This is a genomic window from Iodobacter sp. CM08 (assembly GCF_033446605.1).
Lineage (GTDB): Bacteria > Pseudomonadota > Gammaproteobacteria > Burkholderiales > Chitinibacteraceae > Iodobacter.
Window position 1 is genome coordinate 35,605 of the sequence record NZ_JAWQUO010000024.1, and the last position, 20,971, is coordinate 56,575.

A 20,971-nucleotide genomic window follows, 5' to 3' on the forward strand; every position below is an offset into this window, starting at 1 on the left:
GGAGTTTCACAGAGCAAACACTAAAAAGGCGAGCACCTTGGCTCGCCTTGATCAAACACTTACACCAATCAGCGTATCAAAATATTTTCGACACACTGATTTTATAATTACGCCCAACGCCCGTTACCCCTTCGCTAAGATAAGGCTGGTAATCGCGGTTGAATACATTATCAATGGTGAGCCTTGCTTCTAACCCACGTAATACATCACCCCTACCTTGCCAACTGGCAAATAGGGTATGCAGGCCATAACCCTTGGATGGGGGCAGGCGATAAACATTCCCTACTGCTAAGACTTTATCCTGCTCGCCCACAAACTTGCCTTGCCAGCCTGCGGTAATCCCCTGCTCAGGTAGCTTAAAGCCTAAACCCATAATCAATTTATCCGGCGCGATACTGGCAACGGGCTGATCCTCTCCCCATGGGTCGCGCTGGCTACCGTTTCTTCTGCCGTATTGCATAGATAGCGAGGCATTAGCAAAGAAATAACGCGTGTTATAGAAGGACTCGATTTCTAGGCCTTCCGTCTTAAAGCCGCTTAAGTTGCGGTAGTTAGACAAGGCTGGCGGCAGTTTATCTCGGCTATCGAATGAATATCCCGGCACCAAGACACCCAAACGCGGGCCGATATTATCTGCTACGCGGTTCTGGTAAAGCGTAAAACGCAGCTGAGCATCGTCATTGGCGCTCAGTAAGCCCTGCTGATTCCACATTGCACCTAAGCGTGCTGCGGTGATTCGCTCCACATCTAGGGCTCGGCTAGTGCCTGGCGTGGACGAGTGCACATCAGAAGAAACATAGTATTCAGAGGAATACAACTCATCGATGGTTGGAGCGCGCCATGTCTGGCTGATATCGGCAAATAAAGACAGATTGCTATTGGCTTTCCAAAACAGGCCCAATCTTGGCGAAAAGCCCTCAAACCTCGCCTCACTGTAATCATGCCCAGCCGCGGCCAAGGGGCTGTTATAGCGTAAGGCTCGGTTCGGCACGCCTTCCGCCGTAATATGGTCATAGCGCAAGGCGGCTGTTAGCGTCACATCACCGTAGCTCACCGCATCCTGCACATACACACCCTGTGTTTTTTGCTGGCCAGCAGGCATGTAGTAGGGCTGGAAATAGCCAAAGTTATACGTTGAATTTTTTAACGCCACACTGCTCGGGTAATACATCAGCGTATCGCGCTGATTATCGTGCCACTGCGTGCCTACGCTTAAAACATGCGCAAAAGGGCCGCTACTGAACATACTTTCATTACGCAACTCAGCCAACTTATCGGTATACGTTGCCCAGCTTTCATTGCCCAGCGAGCCTAAGAAAGACCCCACCGAGGCAGATGCCGAACGCTGGTCGTGCTGATTGGTTTTGGAATAGCCATAGCTTGCCTGCATATTAATCAGCGGGCTTGGGTTAAAGCGCCATTTTGCCGAATAAGTGGTGTCCTCCTGATCGCGGTACAGCACCTTGCGTTTCCACGCCTCATCCCAGCCAAACTTATTAATCTCTGCCTCCGTAGGCGCAGGGGCATCTTCACCCAAGGCGGCAAAAGGAGCCCAAGCACTACTGCGGCTCTGCATAGCAGTAAGGGTAAGTAGCTGATCTTCTGTAAGACGGATATTTAACTTAGCAAGGGAGGATGGCGCATCAATAGCAGAAAAACGGAACAGATCGCCGTTGGGCTTACGCAAATCATCAGACTCACGCTGGGTAAAATACACCAGCCCATCAAAGCGTCGGTCTTCACTGCGGCCAAAAATAGCCGCAGTTGCATCCTGCTCCGTATTATTGCTTTGGTAAGAATATTTCAACAAAGTACCCAGATTAGCGTCGCCCAGCAAGAGATCTTTTGCATCTTTGGTTTCAATCGTGATCACGCCACCAAAACCACCATTACCGTAGAGCGAGGTGTGCGGGCCTTTATTGACTTCAATTTGCTTGATCAATTCTGGCTCAATAAAAATTGAGCCTTGGCGGTATTTTTCAAAACCTTTAGGCGCGCCATCCACAATAACTTTAACGTCTTGAACCTTATTAAAGCCCCAGATATTCAAGGTTTGCCCGCTTGGGCGCGATGTGCCGCTCAGATCAACCCCTGGCAAAGTATCCAGTAGCGCAGCCACATTGCCAGCTTGCTGGCGTTCAATATCTTCGTGATCTAAATAAGAGCGCCCCACATTAGCACTGCCGATCTTTTCACCAAACACCGTGACCGCCGCCAAGGGTGCTTCCGGCGAAGCGGGCTTAGCTTGTACTTCACTGGCTGTTTTACTTGCGAAAGCAGGCGCACTAAAGGCAATAGCCAGTGCAAACACCATCGGGGTGCTTTTTGTCTTCATTTTACTTAATACTCATCAATGTAAAAAAACAGTCCCATATAAAAAACCAGGGAGCAAACCCATTTGTTTTTTAATTTGGAAAGCGGCTAGTCCTAGCGCTTAGGCATGTAACTTAACTGTCATTATTATAATTGATAATCATTATCAACAAAAGACATTCTGATGAAGCTTACTTAATGTGATGCAAGGGCCGCAAGTGCAAAAAATGCGTCGTCCACAAAAATAACCAGCAGATAGCGTATTGCCATCATTCTTGGTTAAATTTACGCAATAGCATTCTAAATCAACCCCTTACACGATCAATCAATTTCACTATCCTGATAAACAGCGAAACACGATCGAGCAGAGACCTTGCGTATTTCTCTTGGTTTTTTCGGGTATTTTGCGGGCCGATAATCGTTTTGCATAATATGCAGTAAATAAGACCGCGATGACTAATGGCCAGATTTGCGTAACTCTTCTTTCACTAGCGCTTCTACACGTGGCAACAGTTTGTTTTCTACTTCGGCGCTCATATCTGTGATTAAGCGCTTGAGCGTCTCTTCATAAAAACCATTCATCAAACTGGCGAAATGCTGACGAGTCAGTTGCTCTACCTCGGTGGCAATTTCAACGCCTAATTGTGCTGCAACGGTGGCACTTAGCTCTGCAATTGCACGCTCACTCAGTGGTGGATGCTCTGGCAAGGTGGCTGCTACAGTAGGTTCGGAAATATCCAGCGCTGGCAGATCAAAAATCTGCTCATCACTCCACGGCACTTCAGTGACCACAATCTGCATTGATGGCTCAGTGGCCGCTGGCGCAGAAATGAGGTATTCCAGCTCCTGCTCTGGGGTGGATTTAAGCTCTACAAAATCCACATGATTGCCCCAGGGATTAGCCTGAGACAGTGCATCCAAATCAAGCAGGGGCAAATCCATAAACTCTTCAAGAACCACGGGAATATCTAGCTCAGGAATCACTGGCTCTGGCTCCAATTCTAGATTAAACGACGCTAGTGCTAGCTCTTCTACAATAGGAGCCGCATAGCATTCGGTTTCTTCTAAGATCTCGGTCAGTACCGGAATATCGTCTGCTTCATCCAAGAGCACAGGGATGGCTTCAGAATGGCTAGCACCACGATGGCGCGCCAGCAGCGCATCCATTTTATCAAACAGCGGGGAAGGATCAGTAGCAGCGTTCATCCAGCCCTATCCATCATGTCAAAAGAAGTAGGCTTAAAGCCTTGCGCCACATAGGCTTTCCAACGCTCACGCGCAAGCGTACGTGCCTCATCATCCAGCGAAACCACTTCCATCACCCTTTGGTAGCGCTCAAAACCTGGTGCCAAGCCATTGGTCCAGTTAAATAAGATATCGCGAGCAGGTAATAGCTCAGGGCGGTAATCGAGCAAAATCGGCGTATCTGCAGCAATCGCATCATCAGCCAAGCAATGCGGTAAAAAGCCCGTTTGCGGCACTTCCCACAATAAACCATCCAAAGCCGAAGCCGCAGCTTGGCTGCTGGTCAGGATATTTATGCTTAAACGCTTCGCTAAGGCTTTGCTCACCAACTGGCACAGCGCGTGCTCGCGATTAGGCACATTAAAATAAAATGAGATTTCGGTCATAGGCCTAGCTTATGAGGATAGGGGCAAAGCATGCTGTGCCCTATGTGCATTGAATTCAGCCAATATCATACAGAGTGAATCGCGCGCGGGGAGTGAAACCCAGCAGATTTCAGCCTTAAAAACAAAAATAGCGGGGTTTACCCGCCATAAAATAACGATATCACCTTAGTAAAAGCAGTATTTACTGCTGGCAATCGCTTTAGCTCATACACATAGAGGCACGGCAAGCCGTGCCTCTACTATTGGTATCAATCTGGCACGGCATGCCGTGCCCCTACTTATTTTTTCTTAGCTGCGGCACGTTGAGTTAAGAATTCTACCAACAATGGCACTGGGCGGCCTGTTGCACCTTTAGCTGCGCCAGATTTATGCGCAACGCCCGCGATATCCAAGTGAGCCCAAGTGTATTCTTTGGTAAAGCGGCTTAAGAAAGCAGCGGCAGTGATAGAGCCAGCTGGGCGGCCACCAATATTAGCCATATCCGCAAAATTGGATTTAAGCTGTTCTTGGTAATCATCCCACAATGGCATGCGCCATGCTTTATCACCGGTTTCACGCGATGCTTTGAGCAAATCATCCGCCAGCTGATCGTCATTAGAGAACAAGCCGCTTGCAACATGGCCCAGGCCAATAATGATTGCGCCCGTTAAGGTGGCAATATCAATCACTAGCTCAGGCTCGTAACGCGCCACATAAGTCAGCGCATCGCATAGAATCAAACGCCCTTCAGCATCGGTATTCAAAATCTCAATCGTTTGGCCGCTCATCGAGGTCACGATATCGCCTGGCTTTACGGCATTGCTGGATGGCATGTTTTCACATGTTGGGATCACCCCCACCACATTGATCGCCAAGCCTTGCTCAGCAATAGCGCGAATCACGCCCATGACCGTGGCAGCGCCGCACATATCGTATTTCATTTCGTCCATTTCTGGACCAGGTTTCAGCGAAATACCGCCCGAATCAAAGGTGATCCCTTTACCCACCAATACGATAGGTTTGTCTGATTTTTTACCGCCTTGGTACTCAAGGCAAATTAGCTTAGGCGGCTCAATGCTGCCCTGTGCCACCGACAAAAACGAGCCCATGCCCAGCGCTTCCATTTCTGGCTTTTCTAGCACCGTGCATTTCATTTTGTAGCTGGCGGCCAATAAATGCGCAGCATTAGCTAAATAAGTAGGGGTGCAAACATTGCCTGGCAGATTGCCCAAGTCACGGGTTAAGTTCATGCCGTGGCCTAGGGCAACACCCACTTGCAAGCCCTGCTCGGCTTTTTCTACTTCAGCTTTTTTGCTTACGGCAATATTTACAGATACCAGAGCAGCAGGTGCATCTGGTGCTGATTTAAACTGCACAAAGCGATAGCCCTCAAACACCAAGGCCTGAGAAACAATGGCAACTGCATCTTTTAAACCCACCGCTTTAGCAGCAGCAATGGCTAAAAAGATATCGGCAGAAGTGGATTTGCCAGCCAGCAAAGCCTTAGCAGTGGCAAGCGCCGCCTTGCGTAGCGCTTCGGTATCTAGGCTTTTTTCGCTACCCAATTGCACCAGCAAAACCCGACGGCCTGGTAATGGAATATATAAAGTGGAGCCCACGGCCTCACCCAATTCATTGCATGTTTCTGCCAACCAACCATCGTGATCCAAATCTGCAGCAAGTGCGGATAAGTGTGTACCAAATACAGGCAGCACCAGACAATCCGCTGCGGTTTTTTCGGGTACGGATAGATTTATGCTAAATTCCATTATTGCTTCCTATTTCTAAGATGAATCAGAGGTTGAAAAGGACATCAGCGTTTAGCTACTCGTTAAAAAACGGCAATGAACCCGATTACTAACTAAAAGTGCCGCAAAAACCTCGAACTACACAGGGTATACTGCGGTTTTTGTTGGCCTAGGGCTGATCACTACGTTTTTGTATAATGGGCAGTTAACTGCGCATGCTTTAAACAAAACCGAAGTTTACACTTGTAAATAAGGTTTTTTAGGCATTTTGTAATGTGAATCTAGGTTTCGCCACATTTCTGTAAAAAAAGTGGTACAAAAGAGCGTTTGTTTGCTCAATTATTTCCTAGCTGTTGGACAAATCCAAAGCTCCCCAAAAGTCAAAAACGCCCATGTTGTTTCGTAAAAGCCTAATTCAAGAAATGTCCTGGGTTGCCCTTGGAACATTCTTTGTGCTGCTCATGTTAATCATGACCACGCAAATTGTACGCCTGCTCGGCCAAGCCGCCATTGGTGCTCTCGCTAGTTCTGCGGTTTGGGCCATGATGGGCTTTGCCGCCGTGCGTTACTTACCCATCCTGCTGTCGTTGATGTTGTTTTTCTCGATTCTGGCCGTGTTGACTAGAATGTGGAAAGACCACGAGATGGTGATCTGGTTTGTCAGTGGCCGCTCCATTGTTAACTTTATCCGCCCAGTGCTCGAGTTTACCCTGCCCGTAGTAGTGCTGATTGGCTTGCTATCGATGGTGTTATCACCTTGGGCCTTAGAAAAAGGCCAAGAGTACAAAGAAAAATCGTTATCACGCCAAGAAGTCACCCAAGTATCCCCTGGCGTATTTCGTGAATCCCCTGCAGCCGATCGGGTTTATTTTGTAGAAAACTTTACCGGTGGCAATGGCAATAATGTGTTTGTGCAGCTGCGCCGTGATGACAAACTCACCGTGATTTTGGCGGAAAAAGGCGGCCTTTACCTAGATAACGATGGCTCACGCTGGCTATGGCTATCTAAAGGCCGCTCTTATGAAGGCCTGCCCGGCACGGCATCGTATGAAACGCTAGAGTTTGCCTCTGCCAGATTACGTATCGAAGCGGGCGAAGCCCCCCGCTCTAGCCCCACCACTCAAGCCACCAGCACCATCGCCCTTTGGAATAGCAGCTTGCCCGAGCACAAGGCCGAGCTAGCTTGGCGTTTAGCGATTCCCATTTCGGCACTGATATTAAGTTTGGCCGCTATTCCAATGGCGTTTTTTAATCCTCGTGGAGGACGCGCGGCTAATTTATTAGTCGCAGTATTTGCCTATTTCTTTTATTACAACTGTATCAATATTGCCCAAGCATGGATAGCAGACGGCAAGATCTCATCCATGCTAGGGATTTGGCCCCTGCATGGGCTGGCGGCATTGATTACCTTTGGTTTATTTATATGGCGCAGCAAGCTGAGGGGAAATTAATATGAGCCAATTGTCTCGTTATCTAATGCGCGAATTATCCTTATTTATATTATTCGCGCTGATTGGCTTATTAGGCCTCTATACCTTTTTTGATTTAATCGCCGAATTAGGTGATTTAGGCGTAGGCGGCTATGGGCTAAAAGACGCGCTGATTTATGTTGCCCTGCGCTCTCCAGCTAATGCTTACGAGCTACTGCCGATTGCGGTACTGATTGGCGGCATTTTTGGTCTATCACATTTATCGGGTTCATCCGAGCTCACCGTAATGCGCGCTTCTGGCGTATCACTACGGCGCTTATTACTTTGGCTGTGCTTAATTGGCACCTTTTATGCCACGCTGACTCTGCTTTTAGGTGAGTACATTTCTCCTGCGGGTAATCGCATGGCCAATCAACATCGGCTAGCCGCCACGCAATCGATGTTAGTGGGTGATTTTAGATCCGGGGTATGGATTAAAGACGGCAAGCAAATCGTAAATATCGCCGAAATGCTGCCTGATCTAACCGTAGTGCACGCGCGGATTTACGAATTTGGCCAAACACTCACGCTAGAAAAAATCATTGAAGGCCATAATGGCCGCTTTCAAAGCAAGGGTAATTGGACACTACAAAAAGCCACCATTACGCAGTTTTTACCCGAACACGCAGGCGTTGTACTCAGTAAACCCACAACATTTAATTGGCAAACGTCGATATCGCCCGCCATGCTAGCCGTGCTGTTGGTAGAGCCCGCGCAAATGTCAGCCACCTCTTTAATGAGCTATGTGGAACACTTAAAACGCAATAAGCAAAAAACATCGCGCTATGAATTAGCGCTGTGGGGCAAACTGTTTTACCCCCTTGCCTGTTTATCTATGGTGCTGATTGCCCTACCCTTTGCCCAAAGCCAAAGGCGCAGTGGTAATGCAGGGGTACGGATTTTTATTGGTATTGCCTGTGGTTTGGTATTTCACTTTTTAAACCAAATTGTGGTTTATCTGGGCGATTTATATAGCTGGCCACCACCGATAGTGGTATCGATTCCCACCCTACTGTTTTTATCCGCTGCGGCATTGATGTTATGGCGGCAAGAGCGGCGTTAAGATCATGACGATGAGAAACGCACTTAGCTGATATGACGCAGTAAATTTTTGCTCATTCAGTAAAGACATCGCAAAAAGACCGCAGCAAAAATAAAGTGCCGAAAGCACTAAAAAAAGAACAACTGCGTAACATCACTTCACTATCATCGACGCGTGGGCATCAGCCCACCCTAGCTATCCCATAGGAGCTTTCCATGTACGTTTTACTCACTGGTGGCGCGGGTTATATTGGCTCGCACACTTATATTGAATTGCTAGCAGCGGGCTTTAAACCGGTTATTTTTGATAATTTATACAATGCTCATCCAGAAGTATTAAACCGGATTGCCACCATTACCGGCCAAACTGCCGAGTTTGTAGAAGGCGATGTGCGCGATGCAGCCGCTTTAAAAGCGCTATTTCAACGCTATGACTTTAACGCCGTGATTCACTTTGCCGGTTTAAAAGCCGTGGGCGAATCGGTTGAAAAACCGCTTATGTATTACGATAACAATGTGGTGGGCACCCAGCGCCTACTCGAAGCCATGGTTGAAGCAGGGGTTAAAAACCTCGTCTTCTCCAGCAGCGCCACCGTATATGGCGACCCGCACGCCGTACCCATCACCGAAGATTTCCCACTATCGGCCACCAATCCTTATGGCCGCTCTAAGCTCATGGTGGAAGATATTGTGCGTGATATTTTCAAATCCGATACCAGCTGGAACTTTGCCCTACTGCGTTATTTCAACCCCGTTGGCGCGCATCACTCTGGCCTGATTGGTGAAGACCCGCAGGGCATCCCAAACAACCTAATGCCGTTTGTGGCCCAAGTAGCCGTAGGTAAACGTGAAAAACTATCGGTATTTGGCAACGATTACCCCACACCAGACGGCACCGGTGTGCGAGATTACATCCACGTCGTTGATCTAGCCCGCGGCCATGTAAAAGCCTTGCAAAAACTAGCCACAAATCCTGGCCTAGTGACCGTTAACCTAGGCACAGGCCAAGGTTATTCAGTGCTAGATATGGTAAAAGCCTTTGAAAAAGCCTCTGGCAATACCGTGCCTTACCAAATTGTGCCACGCCGCGCTGGCGACATCGCCGCCTGCTACGCCAACCCAGCCTCTGCGCTGGCTGTATTAGGCTGGCAAGCCGAAAAAACCTTGGATGATATGTGCCAAGACAGCTGGAAATGGCAAAGCCAAAATCCGAATGGCTTTAACTAAAGCCATATCAATAAAAAAAGGCGCATCTTTGGATGCGCCTTTTTTTATGGCCCTAAGCATACCTTAAAGCCCACACACTTTAGCTTTGCCACACACTACATTCGCCATACTTAAGCATTGTGTAATAATATAGATGAGTTACATTAAGCGATCACCTAGTTTCAGCTTAAATATTATTTACAACACCATCTAAACGCTTATCCAAATAATAGACCTATGAATTTAAATGACCCCGCAGTCTTACAGCGCACTACTGCCCTTAGCTACCGCAATGCGCATAGCGGGCAAGTGATTGGCATCATTGCTGCTAGCATTTTATTTTTTGCCCATCGTAGCGATCATTCAATTTATATTCTAACGGCGTGGTGGCTTACCACCTGTGCTTTAGCGCTATTTCGCCTGTCTGTTTTTAATCAGTATGCAAAAAATGCTGCCCAACATCATTTTAGTTATTGGCGGCGAGTTCATTTAATCGGGGTATGCCTTACTGGCTTGCTGTGGTGTGCGGGCGGTACTTACTTTATGCTCAGCAGCACCATTTTGCTCAAGATGTTTACTGCTTTTGTTTTCTCTGGATTAGTTGTTGGCTCTTTACCTATTTTAGGGCCGATGCTTCCTGCAATGCGCGCTTATGCATTCTTAATGGTGTTGCCCATTTTAATTAATGCCTGCACCCAGCCAACACAAATGGACATGCTCTTAGGTGGGATGAATCTATTTTTCTTTTTTACACTCATGAAAAGTGCACGCTCTTATCACGATACCATTGTAGAAAGCTTAATTCTAGAACTTGGCCAAACTCGCCTTGCTGAAGACTTAGCCAAAATGCGCAATCAAGCCGAAATGGCAACGCGATCAAAAAGCGAATTTATTGCCAATGTTAGCCATGAAATTAGAACCCCAATGAATGGCATATTAGGCATGGCGCATTTATTAGCGCAAAGCCCTTTATCAAGCAAACAAAAAGAAACAGTTGATGTAATTTGCTCCTCGGCCGATTTATTATTGGCATTGGTGAATGATGTACTTGATCTATCTAAAATAGAAGCTGAATGCCTAGAAATATCTGCTCAGCCTATCCATTTAGCCAGTTTAATTAATGAAATGCACAATATGTTTAAGCAATCAGCCCAAAGCAAAGGCTTGAATATCGTTTTGCAGCACAAAGGCAATATTGATATTACCCTGCTTGGCGATGGCCTACGCTTACGGCAAGTATTGGTTAATTTATTAGGCAATGCGGTTAAATTTACCCAGCAAGGGCTAATCAGCTTACATATTAATGTCAAAGAAATAGCCACAGACTATCAAATTGATATTGCGGTTATTGATAGTGGGATTGGTATTTCGGCAGAGCGCCTACCTTATATATTTGATGCTTTTGTACAAGCAGATGGATCCTCTACCCGAGAATACACCGGCACGGGTTTGGGCCTGACCATTGCACGGCGTTTAGTGCGCGCCATGGGAGGGGATTTAATTGCCACCTCTAAACTGGCCAGTGGCTCGCAATTTCAATTTTCCTTGCGCTGCCCTAAAGCAGATCTACCAATTATTGAGACAATAACAGCAGTAGAGCCACTACCGCCGCGTAAATTACGGGTGCTATTGGCCGAAGATAATCCTACCAATCGCTTGGTGGCAACGCGTTTATTAGAAAACGAAGGACATACCGTATTTAGCGCAGAAAATGGCCAGCTTGCCTTAGATTTTCTGAGCAATGAAAAAGTAGATTTAATTTTAATGGATATGCAAATGCCGGAAATGGATGGCCTAGAAGCCACACGCCAGATTCGCGCCCACGCCAATCCATCGATTAATCAACTGCCCATTATGGCGCTGACCGCCAATGCCCTAGAGGAAGACCGTAAATTATGCCTTGAAGCAGGCATGAATATATTTTTAACCAAGCCATTACGCCCTGCTTTATTAAAACAGGCCATGCTTGAGTTAATGGAAGAGCATGGGTAAAAGTGAGCTGCTAGATCATTACACAATAAAATCTAGATAATCACTCATCCTCGCATTATGACAAAATAGAGTTCCCCAGCTTACTGTACTTACTCGCTATAACTTGCCAGCTGCTGCAAGGTATCAAACATCTGCTGCAATTCTTGCGGGATGGCGTCTGCGCCAGCAATTTCTGCGGCTTCGGCAATTTCTAGTGCCATACCGGGCTTGGAGTGATAACGCAGAGCGCGTTGGATGATTTCTTCGTCGGGGCGAGGGGGCGCGGCGTCCATCGCGGCTTGGTGCCAATGATTAAGCGGGCCTCGGGGCTTGGCAGCATTGCGGTAAGTATCGGCAAAGCCGTTATCCCAGAGATAATGCTCGATATCGCGGCAACTAATGGCGGTGATATGCAGAGCATCGGGCCTATCGTTAAGCAGGCTGCGGGCCTTGGCAATATAGCGCTGGCCGGCCTCATCGCCATCGGCAATCAGGTGCCAGACTATGCCTAAGCGATCGGCAAATTTAATCAGCGGCGTGAGCCCTGCTTGGGCAAATTCTACGCAGCGTATGCCCTCCATAGGGAAATTCACGCCGTAAATCCGCGCTAGCTCTGGCATCAGCCAAAATTCCGTCTCGCCTTCAACCAACAACCAAACCCGAGCAAACATGCTGCTGGCGCGATTTGCCCGCACATGAAACGCCACTTTTCTGGCATCACTGGCCGACAAAGCCTGCTCCCCCACCTGATAAACGTGCACATGCTGACGGCGGCGCACCAAACGGCGCAAGGCTTGGTGGGGAAAACTTGCCAGCAAATCGCCATGATTGGTAGTGATCAGTTTTTGCAGCGGCAGCTGCTCAATCAAGCCCCACATCATGGCCAGCTGGATGGGGTGTAAGTGGGTTTCTGGGTCTTCCATCAATAAAATGGGGTGCGCCCCCTGCTGCAGGGGCAAATCGCCACGGGCATTAATTAAAGCGCCCAGTAGCATCAACAGCGCCACCCGCCGTTGGCTAGAGCCTGCCCTGCCGGCAATTTCTAATAGACTATCGTCATCGCGTAAATTAAGCGGCGTGCTGGCAATTTGTTTAGCAAGCCGTTGCAAAGGGACGGGAGCTTGCAGCAGCTCGGCGTGTTCAGAAAGAAAAGCTTCAACCGCATCTAGGCCCTGAGTCAGCTCCTGTGGGTGCAACTGATGGGGCAAAGTCAGGATGCGCTCAAACACGGCCCGCACTGCGGCCGATGCTGGCTGAGGCGGATCATCACTGCGATTTTTTTGCGCAAGGCGCGGGTGCTCCAACCAATCGGTGAGCTGCATATCGCGAAAGCGCAGCACCGGATGGTGGCGAATCAATAACACTGCCAGAGCATCACTATCGGCATGCGGCCTTTCTGCGCCTTCCTTATCTACAAAGCTGCGGTGGCTGCGTACCTCGCCGTGGCCATAGCGCTCTGCGGAAAAACGCAGCGCCAGCCAAGTACAGCCCGCCTCATCCTGCCAGCTTAAATCTGTCAATACTGGGGATGGCAAAGCAGCAAGACCATCCCCACAAAAAAACAGCGTGATATTTAAGCGCCGTGCAATCGTCGCCCGGGTATTGGCCACGCGGTGAAAGTCTTCATGGGTAAACAAAGCATCTAGCGGCACCGCCTCGCTTAAGCAACGAGTAAGCGCCGTAATCAAACTGGTTTTCCCCCAGTTATTCTCACCAAACAGCGCAGTGCGCTCTCGCTCTAGGCTCAGATCAATCTGGCTAATACCGCGAAAATTAGTGATTTGTAAGCGCAAGAGATGCATGGTGGCTTCCGGTGGCAGGCTTGGTGAAAGCCTACACAACATCAGTCTGACTAGCCAAACAAAAACACATGCAATACTCGGCCAGGCATCAAAACCGCAGCCAAACCGGCTCCTAGCGATCCATAAAAAGCGCCAGCGGCAAAATCTTTATGCCTATTAATATGCCCCTGCCGAATAGAATAAACCGATACCAACACACAAATAATCACCCAAATCGATAGCAAATGAATCGGGCCATAACCCATGTACCAATTGATATATCCTTTTATCCAGAATGAGGAAATCGCCACAATGAGCATGGCCAGCATCCAAGATCTACCCAGCGCCTTATGTAAAGACGTGCCCTTAGGCCGAGCCAACTGCATTGCGCCAATAATTAACACCCAGAATGCTGAGAATAAATGAATGGTGATTTGCATTGTTTTACCAGAGTGATGTGATGCAAAGAACCCAAATCTTGAACCACAGAGAACACGTAGTGTCACGGAGAAAAACATTGAATAGAAGGCGGACTCCTTACTCAATCACCATCGCCGCCAAAGGCACTCGCAGCTGCATCAATACTCGCAGCAGGGTGCGGAACATAAAGCCGTTAAAAAATCCATAAATCAGCGCCACACTCACCGCAAAAGCCGTGTGTGTTGCAAGCTCAGGGTGCATGGCCATCATGGCTTCGGCGATATATTTGCTTAAGAAAATACCCATCATCAGCGCCAAAGGCATCCCGCTGCCCTTCAGGCTTACGGTGTAATCACTGGCATTAAAACGTGCCAAATCAGGCTTACCTATCATCCATACCATTGCGATGGCAATCAGCATGCCTGAGAGCCAAAAAATCAAAACAATAGGCTGATTAAAATGATTTACCATGCCGCTAATTGAAAGACCCAGCATCAATAAAGGAAACAAAACCACCTTGCCTAGCGGTAAAACCTGATCTTTTAAGCCACGCACTCCCATCAGGATTAATACGGAGAATACGATCCAAACCCAAGTCGGTGTGTGTGCAAGTAGCTGATTCATTTTGCTGATTCCTGTCTTAAAAATTAATGACATAAGGATATCAACATGGATCAAACCTTACATACCAATGCGATAAAGTGTTGTTGTATGGGATAAAACGCCATAGATAAGGATGGGATAAGGCTCTCCCGTAGACTACGCAAGGAGCAAGAGCCTAGATACACACTGTTAATAAGCCATCGCCCGTCAAGTGCTTAGCTGCGATGCGGTACAATCCGAGCTTCATTTTTTAACATGCGCCGCTATGTCGCTCGATTCCAGCCTTAAATCCAATATTTTTGCCCTGTATCTAGTGCAGGGGCTAAATTATCTGGTGTCATTTGTCACCTTTCCCTTTCTGCTAGTACAGCTCGGCACGGAAGGCTTTGGAGTGATGAACTTTGCCTTTGCCTCGATTCAGTACGGCGTTTTACTGACTGATTTTGGCTTTAATCTTTCGGCCGTGCGCGATGTAGCGCAGGCAAAAGATGATCCAGCAAAAGCTGCGCGTATTTTCTGGCGGGTTACTTGGGCCAAAACACTGCTGATGATTGCATCCAGCCTACTACTTTTAGTGCTGACCTTTACCTTGGGCAGTTGGGAAGCGCATTCCAGTATTTTTCTCTGGAGCCAGCTTTATATTGTTAGCTCGGTGCTGTTCCCTATCTGGTATTTCCAAGGCTTTGAAAAACTGCAGCTAGCCGCAGGGCTGATGGTATTAGCCAGAGCCGCTACACTGGGCTTTTTACTGATGTGGGTTAGCGGCCCACAAGACGTGGCGCTGGCAGTTATTTTGCAAGCCACACCGCAAATTTTGGCGGGGCTACTGTGGTGGTTTACTGGCCTTGGCGTAGCAAAACCGCAGTGGGTGCGGGTGCAATGGCACGAGCTAAAAGACGCATTACGCGCCAGTTGGCCGTTTTTTCTATCCGCGATTTCTACTAGCCTTTACACCACCTCTACCACCGTTTTGCTGGGGATGTTTTCGGCGCCCTTACAGGTTGGCTTGTTTACTGCCGCCAATAAGCTGGTTTATATCGCCCAAGGCTTAATTGGCCCGTTGGTTCAAGCCACCTATCCGCGCATTGCCAGCTTAGCCATCAGTGATAAACCCGCCGCCTTGCAACTGATTAAAAAAGCCTTCCGCATACAGGGTGTGGTGGGGCTAGCGATGACGCTGGGGCTGGCGCTGTTTTTGCCGCTGTTTACGCCGCTAGTTGTACATATCTTTGGTGCTGATTTCGGTTTATCGCGGGCGTTTCTGGCGCTAAGTAACTCACAAGACGTGATGATCTGGCTCTCGCCGGTGATTTTGCTTGGCGCAGTCTCGCTGGTATATGGTCAGCAAACTCTACTGGTATTCGGCTTTGAGCGCTATTTCAGCCGCGTACTGGTGGTAGCGGGCTTACTGAATGTGGCTTTAATGTGCTGGTGGGTGCCAGGATCACCCCAAGCAGCACTGCGTGCGGCGCAAAGTGTACTGACGGTGGAAGGCTTTATTGTTTTGGCATTTTGGTGGCGGGCAAGAAAAATTTATAAAGAGATTAAACCGCTATGAACATCGCACCCAAAGTTAGCTTTGTGCTGCCCTGCTATAACTCTGCAGCGTATTTACAAGCCACACTGGATTCAATCAGCCAGCAGAGTTTTAAAGATTTTGAATGTATTGCCGTAGACGATGGCTCTAGCGACAGCACTTTGGCGCTCTTACAGCAGCACGCCCAGCAAGACCCGCGTTTTGTAATTATCACGCGGGAAAATCGCGGCCTGATTGCCACACTAAACGAGGCCATTAGCTTAGCCAAAGGCGAGTGGATTGCCCGCATGGATGCGGATGATATTTGCCACCCACAGCGTATAGAGAAACAACTCCAACGCTTGCAAGCCACCGGCAGCGACGTGTGTGGCAGCTGGATTCGTTTTTTTGGCGACAAAAGCGGCGAGTGGATGACACCCAGCACAGATGGCGCAATCAAGGCCATGCTGCTGTTTAACTCCGCCTTTGCCCACCCCAGCGTGATGGCCCGAACTGCGCTACTCAAAACGCATCCTTACCCGCCCCACGCCGTGCATGCCGAAGACTACGCGCTGTGGTGCACGCTTGCCGAAGTGGGCGCACGCTTTACCGCCGTGCCAGAAGTACTCCTGGATTATCGCTGCCATGCAGGGCAAATTACCCAAAGTAAAAAAGACCAGCTGCGTGCCACCGCGCAAATCATCCGTAGCAAATACGCCCGCTTTGCCCTACCCGCCGCCATGCAAAAAAATGCGGCCCGCTTTGTAGAGCTAGCGGAACCGGCAAGGCCGCTTTCCCGTGCAGAATTTGACTGGATGTGTGATTTTTATCTGGAGCTAGCCAGCACTTGGCCAGCCAGCCGCGATATCTTGGGCGAAGTCTGGGTAGATAGCTTGCAGCGCAGCTCAGGCAGCAATCTGCTGCTACTGCCTAAAATCCACTCCTTGAGTAAGGCGCTGCCAGTGCCTGCCAGTGAGCAGCCTAAACTAAAGCGCCAGCTGCTGCGCTGCTTGATTGGCGATAACGTTTGGCAGCTGATTAAAAAAATAAAAACCAACGTTCTGTAGACACAGAGACCAGTAAGAACACAGTTCCCACAAAGAAAACCATACCTGATTATGTCTCTTGCTCAATGAACTCTTTGTAGATAAATTTCTTGAGTGCTGGGCTTGGTTTTTGAATGCGTAGGGCGGGTGAAACCCGCGAACCATATTGAATAAATACGCGGGTTTCACCCGCCCTACGATATTTATAATGAGATTGAGCAAGAGACATAATCAGGAAACCATAAGCATGTTTTATTGTTTTCTCCCTATCCTGCTTTTTAAAAGGCTCTAATGATCTAATGAAAATTGTATTTCTAGTCAGAGACCTAGGCCTTGGCGGGGTAGAGCGCTGTGTGGCGCTGGTGTCGGAAGGGCTGATTGCCCGAGGTATGGATGTCAGCATTGTGATGCTGGGGGGGAGCCGTAATCTGTGGGCTGCCCGCACTGGCACGGCTAAAATCATTGATTTATCCGGCGTGTGGCAGGGCAAAAAACCGTGGACTTGGCTGGCTGGCTGGCTGGCCACTAGGCAAATTATGAAAGGCGCTGATCTCGTCATCCCCGCTACTTTTTTAATGCCGCTGTATATGGCTTATGCCGCAACACGCGGCTTAAACAATACCCGCATTATTGCGTGGGTGCATGGGCCGCTGTTTGAGCTAGACCAATTTGCCACCATGAACCCCATCCACCGCAGTGCCTGCCAGTTTATTTACCGGCGGCTTAAAGAGTTAGTCTTTGTTTCTGAGCACGCGAGAGATTCTTTAGCGCGCTGGCTGCAGCAGCCCATTACAGAGGGCTGGCGCGTTTTACCTAATTTTGTGGATGAAGGGATTGTGGATTTGGCATCTGTGGTGCATCCGCGTGGGCAAGATAAAACGCTTTGTCCACCCTACGAAAACCACGGATCGTTATCCACCCAACCATTGCAGCTCCTCTTCGTAGGGCGCATCGCCAGCGAGAAGCAACCGCATTTATGGCTAGATACTTTAGCCAGCCTGAATCAGCGGAATGTAGCGGCCCAGCTAACCATTGTTGGGGATGGCCCGATGCAAGAATGGCTACAGAGCGAAGCAAACCAGCGCGGCCTTGCCAGCAAGGTTCGTTTTGCCGGTCATCAAAGCAATGTGAGCGGCTACTTGGCGGCTGCCGATGTACTGCTGCTCACCTCCAGCTTTGAAGGCTGCCCGCTGGTGGTGCTAGAAGCCATGCCCTTGGGTGTGGTAGTGGCATCGACCAATGCTGGCGGGGTGTACGAGCTATTTGGCCAGCGCCGCGCCGAGTTTGTAACTGACACCGCCAGCGGTGAAGCACTGGCCACGCTGATCATTAGCCAGCAACGCCCAGAATTATCCACATGGCTAAAACAGCGCGCAAAACACTACTCCGCCAGCCATATACTGCAACAATGGATGGATCTGTGTGAGCAAAGCACGATCACACCAAAACCCAAACCTTGAACCACGGAGGAAAAGGAGAAAACGGAGGAGCACGGAGAAAAAATCACTGCGCAAAGCCGCTCCATGCTCAGTGGTTTACTCACAAAATAGATTTCTCCGTGTCACTCTGTGCCCTCCTTTTCCTCCGTGGTTCAGGAAGTGGGTTTGCTCTACATCATTTAAATTAACTGCTACTAAGAGATTTATATGCTCAGCTACCGCCACGCTTTTCATGCCGGCAATCATGCCGATGTGCTTAAGCACTATATCCAAACGCAAATTTTGTCTTACTTTAATCAGAAAGATAAATCCTACTGGTATATCGACACGCATTCCGGCGCGGGGGTTTACTCGCTGCGTGAGGGCTACGCCACTAAAAATGCCGAGTTTGAAAGCGGCATTGCTAGGCTGTGGAATCGTGACGATCTGCCTGAATCCATCGCCGAATATGTAGATGTAGTGCGAGCACTTAATCCCGATGGCAAGCTCACGCTTTATCCTGGCTCACCCTATGTGGCCGATCAAATCCTGCGCCCTACCGACAGATTGCGTTTATTTGAGCTGCACAGCTCAGATAGCAAACTATTGCAGGCTAACTTTGCCGAATCAGGCCGCCGCGTGGCAGTGATTGCTGGGGATGGTTTTGCAGGGATTAAAGCCGTGTTACCACCACCACCCCGCCGTGGTGTCACGCTGATTGATCCGCCTTATGAAGACAAAAATGATTACGACTACGTGATTGATATGCTGCACGAGGCGCTCGGCCGCTTTGCCACCGGCACTTACGCCATTTGGTATCCACAATTGCAACGTGCAGAAGCTAAGCTCTTGCCCGAAGAGCTAAAAAAACTGGGAGTAAATAGCTGGCTGCACGTGGCGCTATCGGTGCAAAGCCCTTCTGCGGATGGCTTTGGCATGCACGGCAGCGGCATGTTTATCCTTAACCCACCGTGGACTTTGGCCCAAACCCTAAGAGAAACCATGCCCTATCTAGTAAAAGTATTAGGGCAAGACAAGGGCGCTAAATATATTCTGGAAGAGAAAACGGCTTAAGGGTGGCTTGGGTAGCTTTAGGCCTATCTCCATCATAATAATTCGTGGGCTGGGTGCAACCCCCATCCTATCAACTTAAGCAATATGCCATTCGTAGGGCGGGTGAAACCCGCAAGTGATGTTGAATAAATACGCGGGTTTCACCCGCCCTACGATGCTTCAATGCGTGCAATAGATAGATCTACGTTGATCGCTTAAGGCTTAACGATCAACAGTGCTCTTAAGTTGATAGGATTGGGTGCAACCCGCCCTACGAGCCATGGATGCCATGCAATCATTTGCCGCATATCAACTAAAATCTAACCCTACCCGATGCCAAAAATCAGCACTCTTGCCAATCTAGGCCCCAAATCTGAAGCCATGCTGGCAGCAGCGGGGATCACTTCTGTTCAAGAGATGCTAGATTTAGGTGCAATCAAAATATTTCTACAGATTAAAAAAACAACGCCTTAAGCTGCTTTACTCACTAGAAGACGCTGTTGCCTAAGGGTATAAAACCAGCCTGCTGCTTGTTATAGAGAGCCAGCAGCAGCTGAATATACAAGATCACAAATAATAATAATTCTCATTTGTTTTATATCCAGAACAAAGCCATATATACTCAAACCAGCAACACTTACCACGCAGAGCACCATGGCCATTTGCATAACAGACCTAGAGCCCCTTCGCGATTACCTTTACCGCTTTGCACTATTTCAGCTGCAACACAGCAGCAGCGCCGAGGATGTCGTGCAGGAAACGCTGCTGGCAGCACTAGAAAAACCCGATTCATTTTCTGGCCAATCGTCTTTAAAAACCTGGCTAACCGGCATCTTAAAATTCAAGATTATTGATACTCAACGCCGAATTTACCGCGACCCTCTGCTAATCGCAGCGGTGGATGGTGAGGATGATAATAGCGATTTTGATGTGTTATTTAATAAAACCGGCCACTGGGGCAGCGACGCGCCACGGCGCTGGGAAAAGCCCGAAGCCAGCTTAGAAGACAAGCAATTTTGGGCCACCTACAGCCGCTGCAGCCAGTTGATGCCCCGCCGTACTGCTATGGTATTTGCCATGCGTGAAGAGTTGGGTTTAGAAATTGAACACATTTGTCAGCAGCTAGAGATTACCGCGACTAATTGTTCTGCCATGCTTTATCGTGCCCGCATGAGCTTACGTCTTTGCTTAGAAAAAAACTGGTTTGGAAACACACCATGATGAATTGCCGCCAAGCATCCATTTTATTATCCGCCCAGCAAGATGGCCCACTCACCTTGAGCCAACGCAGCCGCTTGCGCCTGCATTTAATGCTTTGCAATAACTGCCGAAATTTCAATCGCCAACTACACTTTATGCGTGAAGCGGCCAGAGCCCCAGCGCATTGGGAGTAAATCCGCCTCATAAAAATATTTTTTGTCATAAGTTACGCGTCTGAACGACTGAGTATGCAGGTGCTCAAACAGCCCTCTCATAAATCACTTGGAGCTATACCGATGAAAACTTCCCTGATGCTATCTTCCGCCCTTGCCGCCGTGATTGGCTGCGCCGCCATCAATACCGCTAGCGCTTCGCCCAGTGCCGAAGAAATGAAGAAAATGGAAAAATGCTACGGCGTCGCCAAAGCGGGCCAAAACGATTGCGCTGGCAATAGCCATGCTTGTGCCGGCATGAGCACAAAAGACATGGATAAGAGCGAATGGAAAGCCGTTAAAAAAGGCACTTGTGAAAAAATGCAAGGCTCCTTGATGGCACCTAAGGCTTAAGGAATCAGCA

At 48.7% G+C, this 20,971-nt stretch carries 20 protein-coding genes; 12 read left to right on the forward strand and 8 right to left on the reverse strand.

The window, feature by feature from the left end; translation table 11 throughout:
* Positions 1–76: 76 nt before the first annotated feature.
* The 4 genes from R6242_RS14545 to R6242_RS14560 all read right to left on the reverse strand — a co-directional run bounded on the left by R6242_RS14545 (position 77) and on the right by R6242_RS14560 (position 5,692).
* Positions 77–2,335, reverse strand: a complete 2,259-nt coding sequence (locus tag R6242_RS14545) for a TonB-dependent hemoglobin/transferrin/lactoferrin family receptor (protein ID WP_318428051.1) — start codon at positions 2,333–2,335, stop codon at positions 77–79.
* Positions 2,336–2,769: 434 nt separating this feature from the next.
* Positions 2,770–3,519: a hypothetical protein gene (locus tag R6242_RS14550; protein WP_318428053.1), complete on the reverse strand. Its 750-nt coding sequence runs from the start codon at positions 3,517–3,519 to the stop codon at positions 2,770–2,772.
* Positions 3,516–3,944 carry a DNA polymerase III subunit chi gene (locus tag R6242_RS14555; RefSeq protein ID WP_318428056.1) on the reverse strand — a complete coding sequence of 143 codons (429 nt, stop codon included), beginning with the start codon at positions 3,942–3,944 and terminating at the stop codon, positions 3,516–3,518. The genes R6242_RS14550 and R6242_RS14555 overlap by 4 nt, the downstream gene beginning before the upstream one ends.
* Positions 3,945–4,222: 278 nt before the next feature.
* The gene (locus tag R6242_RS14560; protein WP_318428058.1) at positions 4,223–5,692 is read right to left on the reverse strand and encodes a leucyl aminopeptidase; all 1,470 of its coding nucleotides are present in this window, start codon (positions 5,690–5,692) and stop codon (positions 4,223–4,225) included.
* A 371-nt stretch (positions 5,693–6,063) separates the two neighbouring features.
* Between R6242_RS14560 and lptF the strand changes: the two genes are divergently transcribed.
* From lptF to R6242_RS14580, 4 genes are all read left to right on the forward strand, one after another.
* The gene (lptF, locus tag R6242_RS14565; RefSeq protein ID WP_318428060.1) at positions 6,064–7,122 is read left to right on the forward strand and encodes an LPS export ABC transporter permease LptF; all 1,059 of its coding nucleotides are present in this window, start codon (positions 6,064–6,066) and stop codon (positions 7,120–7,122) included.
* 1 nt (position 7,123) lies between these two features.
* Positions 7,124–8,203: an LPS export ABC transporter permease LptG gene (gene lptG / locus R6242_RS14570; protein ID WP_318428061.1), complete on the forward strand. Its 1,080-nt coding sequence runs from the start codon at positions 7,124–7,126 to the stop codon at positions 8,201–8,203.
* 194 nt (positions 8,204–8,397) lie between these two features.
* The gene (gene galE / locus R6242_RS14575) at positions 8,398–9,408 is read left to right on the forward strand and encodes a UDP-glucose 4-epimerase GalE (RefSeq protein ID WP_318428063.1); all 1,011 of its coding nucleotides are present in this window, start codon (positions 8,398–8,400) and stop codon (positions 9,406–9,408) included.
* Between the two features lie 216 nt (positions 9,409–9,624).
* The gene (locus R6242_RS14580) at positions 9,625–11,379 is read left to right on the forward strand and encodes a response regulator (protein ID WP_318428066.1); all 1,755 of its coding nucleotides are present in this window, start codon (positions 9,625–9,627) and stop codon (positions 11,377–11,379) included.
* Positions 11,380–11,468: 89 nt separating this feature from the next.
* On the opposite strand, the gene R6242_RS14585 is transcribed toward R6242_RS14580, so the two are convergent.
* The 3 genes from R6242_RS14585 to R6242_RS14595 all read right to left on the reverse strand — a co-directional run bounded on the left by R6242_RS14585 (position 11,469) and on the right by R6242_RS14595 (position 14,183).
* On the reverse strand, positions 11,469–13,160 hold the full coding sequence (locus R6242_RS14585) for a DUF2813 domain-containing protein (protein ID WP_318428067.1): 1,692 nt from the start codon (positions 13,158–13,160) through the stop codon (positions 11,469–11,471).
* Positions 13,161–13,210: 50 nt separating this feature from the next.
* Positions 13,211–13,579, reverse strand: coding sequence for a DUF2306 domain-containing protein (locus R6242_RS14590; RefSeq protein WP_318428070.1), 369 nt, complete (start codon positions 13,577–13,579; stop codon positions 13,211–13,213).
* A 97-nt stretch (positions 13,580–13,676) separates the two neighbouring features.
* Positions 13,677–14,183: a DUF6622 family protein gene (locus tag R6242_RS14595; RefSeq protein ID WP_318428072.1), complete on the reverse strand. Its 507-nt coding sequence runs from the start codon at positions 14,181–14,183 to the stop codon at positions 13,677–13,679.
* A gap of 244 nt (positions 14,184–14,427) precedes the next feature.
* Between R6242_RS14595 and R6242_RS14600 the strand changes: the two genes are divergently transcribed.
* Together R6242_RS14600 and R6242_RS14605 are read left to right on the forward strand one after the other, a co-directional pair.
* Positions 14,428–15,720: an oligosaccharide flippase family protein gene (locus R6242_RS14600; RefSeq protein ID WP_318428074.1), complete on the forward strand. Its 1,293-nt coding sequence runs from the start codon at positions 14,428–14,430 to the stop codon at positions 15,718–15,720.
* Positions 15,717–16,745 (forward strand): glycosyltransferase family 2 protein, encoded by a 1,029-nt coding sequence (locus tag R6242_RS14605; protein WP_318428077.1) that lies wholly within the window; start codon positions 15,717–15,719, stop codon positions 16,743–16,745. The genes R6242_RS14600 and R6242_RS14605 overlap by 4 nt, the downstream gene beginning before the upstream one ends.
* 49 nt (positions 16,746–16,794) lie before the next feature.
* Here the strand turns inward: R6242_RS14605 and R6242_RS14610 are convergent, their stop codons facing one another.
* A complete protein-coding gene (locus R6242_RS14610; protein WP_318428079.1) occupies positions 16,795–16,953 on the reverse strand; it encodes a hypothetical protein in 159 nt (52 codons plus the stop codon).
* A gap of 70 nt (positions 16,954–17,023) precedes the next feature.
* Here R6242_RS14610 and R6242_RS14615 point away from each other — a divergent pair, with 70 nt between their 5' ends.
* The 6 genes from R6242_RS14615 to R6242_RS14635 all read left to right on the forward strand — a co-directional run bounded on the left by R6242_RS14615 (position 17,024) and on the right by R6242_RS14635 (position 20,961).
* A complete protein-coding gene (locus R6242_RS14615; protein WP_318428081.1) occupies positions 17,024–18,184 on the forward strand; it encodes a glycosyltransferase in 1,161 nt (386 codons plus the stop codon).
* A 186-nt stretch (positions 18,185–18,370) separates the two neighbouring features.
* Positions 18,371–19,216: a 23S rRNA (adenine(2030)-N(6))-methyltransferase RlmJ gene (locus R6242_RS14620; protein ID WP_318428083.1), complete on the forward strand. Its 846-nt coding sequence runs from the start codon at positions 18,371–18,373 to the stop codon at positions 19,214–19,216.
* A gap of 312 nt (positions 19,217–19,528) precedes the next feature.
* On the forward strand, positions 19,529–19,669 hold the full coding sequence (locus tag R6242_RS22305; protein ID WP_412100243.1) for a TfoX/Sxy family DNA transformation protein: 141 nt from the start codon (positions 19,529–19,531) through the stop codon (positions 19,667–19,669).
* Positions 19,670–19,849: 180 nt separating this feature from the next.
* Positions 19,850–20,416 (forward strand): sigma-70 family RNA polymerase sigma factor, encoded by a 567-nt coding sequence (locus R6242_RS14625; RefSeq protein ID WP_318428086.1) that lies wholly within the window; start codon positions 19,850–19,852, stop codon positions 20,414–20,416.
* Positions 20,413–20,589 (forward strand): zf-HC2 domain-containing protein, encoded by a 177-nt coding sequence (locus R6242_RS14630; RefSeq protein WP_318428088.1) that lies wholly within the window; start codon positions 20,413–20,415, stop codon positions 20,587–20,589. Before R6242_RS14625 ends, R6242_RS14630 begins: the two co-directional genes overlap by 4 nt.
* A 102-nt stretch (positions 20,590–20,691) precedes the next feature.
* Entirely contained in the window at positions 20,692–20,961 is a 270-nt protein-coding gene (locus R6242_RS14635; protein ID WP_318428091.1) for a DUF2282 domain-containing protein, read from the forward strand.
* Positions 20,962–20,971: the final 10 nt, after the last annotated feature.

Bases quoted from the DNA above. Each gene is read 5' to 3' on its own strand.
- lptG (WP_318428061.1), top strand. From the start codon at position 7,124: ATGAGCCAATTGTCTCGTTATCTAATGCGCGAATTATCCTTATTTATA.
- R6242_RS14555 (WP_318428056.1), bottom strand. From the start codon at position 3,944: ATGACCGAAATCTCATTTTATTTTAATGTGCCTAATCGCGAGCACGCG.
- R6242_RS14635 (WP_318428091.1), top strand. From the start codon at position 20,692: ATGAAAACTTCCCTGATGCTATCTTCCGCCCTTGCCGCCGTGATTGGC.
- R6242_RS14600 (WP_318428074.1), top strand. From the start codon at position 14,428: ATGTCGCTCGATTCCAGCCTTAAATCCAATATTTTTGCCCTGTATCTA.
- R6242_RS22305 (WP_412100243.1), top strand. From the start codon at position 19,529: ATGCCAAAAATCAGCACTCTTGCCAATCTAGGCCCCAAATCTGAAGCC.
- R6242_RS14630 (WP_318428088.1), top strand. From the start codon at position 20,413: ATGATGAATTGCCGCCAAGCATCCATTTTATTATCCGCCCAGCAAGAT.
- R6242_RS14550 (WP_318428053.1), bottom strand. From the start codon at position 3,519: ATGAACGCTGCTACTGATCCTTCCCCGCTGTTTGATAAAATGGATGCG.
- R6242_RS14545 (WP_318428051.1), bottom strand. From the start codon at position 2,335: ATGAAGACAAAAAGCACCCCGATGGTGTTTGCACTGGCTATTGCCTTT.
- R6242_RS14585 (WP_318428067.1), bottom strand. From the start codon at position 13,160: ATGCATCTCTTGCGCTTACAAATCACTAATTTTCGCGGTATTAGCCAG.
- R6242_RS14605 (WP_318428077.1), top strand. From the start codon at position 15,717: ATGAACATCGCACCCAAAGTTAGCTTTGTGCTGCCCTGCTATAACTCT.
- R6242_RS14620 (WP_318428083.1), top strand. From the start codon at position 18,371: ATGCTCAGCTACCGCCACGCTTTTCATGCCGGCAATCATGCCGATGTG.
- R6242_RS14625 (WP_318428086.1), top strand. From the start codon at position 19,850: ATGGCCATTTGCATAACAGACCTAGAGCCCCTTCGCGATTACCTTTAC.
- R6242_RS14590 (WP_318428070.1), bottom strand. From the start codon at position 13,579: ATGCAAATCACCATTCATTTATTCTCAGCATTCTGGGTGTTAATTATT.
- galE (WP_318428063.1), top strand. From the start codon at position 8,398: ATGTACGTTTTACTCACTGGTGGCGCGGGTTATATTGGCTCGCACACT.
- R6242_RS14560 (WP_318428058.1), bottom strand. From the start codon at position 5,692: ATGGAATTTAGCATAAATCTATCCGTACCCGAAAAAACCGCAGCGGAT.
- R6242_RS14610 (WP_318428079.1), bottom strand. From the start codon at position 16,953: ATGTCTCTTGCTCAATCTCATTATAAATATCGTAGGGCGGGTGAAACC.
- R6242_RS14615 (WP_318428081.1), top strand. From the start codon at position 17,024: ATGAAAATTGTATTTCTAGTCAGAGACCTAGGCCTTGGCGGGGTAGAG.
- lptF (WP_318428060.1), top strand. From the start codon at position 6,064: ATGTTGTTTCGTAAAAGCCTAATTCAAGAAATGTCCTGGGTTGCCCTT.
- R6242_RS14580 (WP_318428066.1), top strand. From the start codon at position 9,625: ATGAATTTAAATGACCCCGCAGTCTTACAGCGCACTACTGCCCTTAGC.
- R6242_RS14595 (WP_318428072.1), bottom strand. From the start codon at position 14,183: ATGAATCAGCTACTTGCACACACACCGACTTGGGTTTGGATCGTATTC.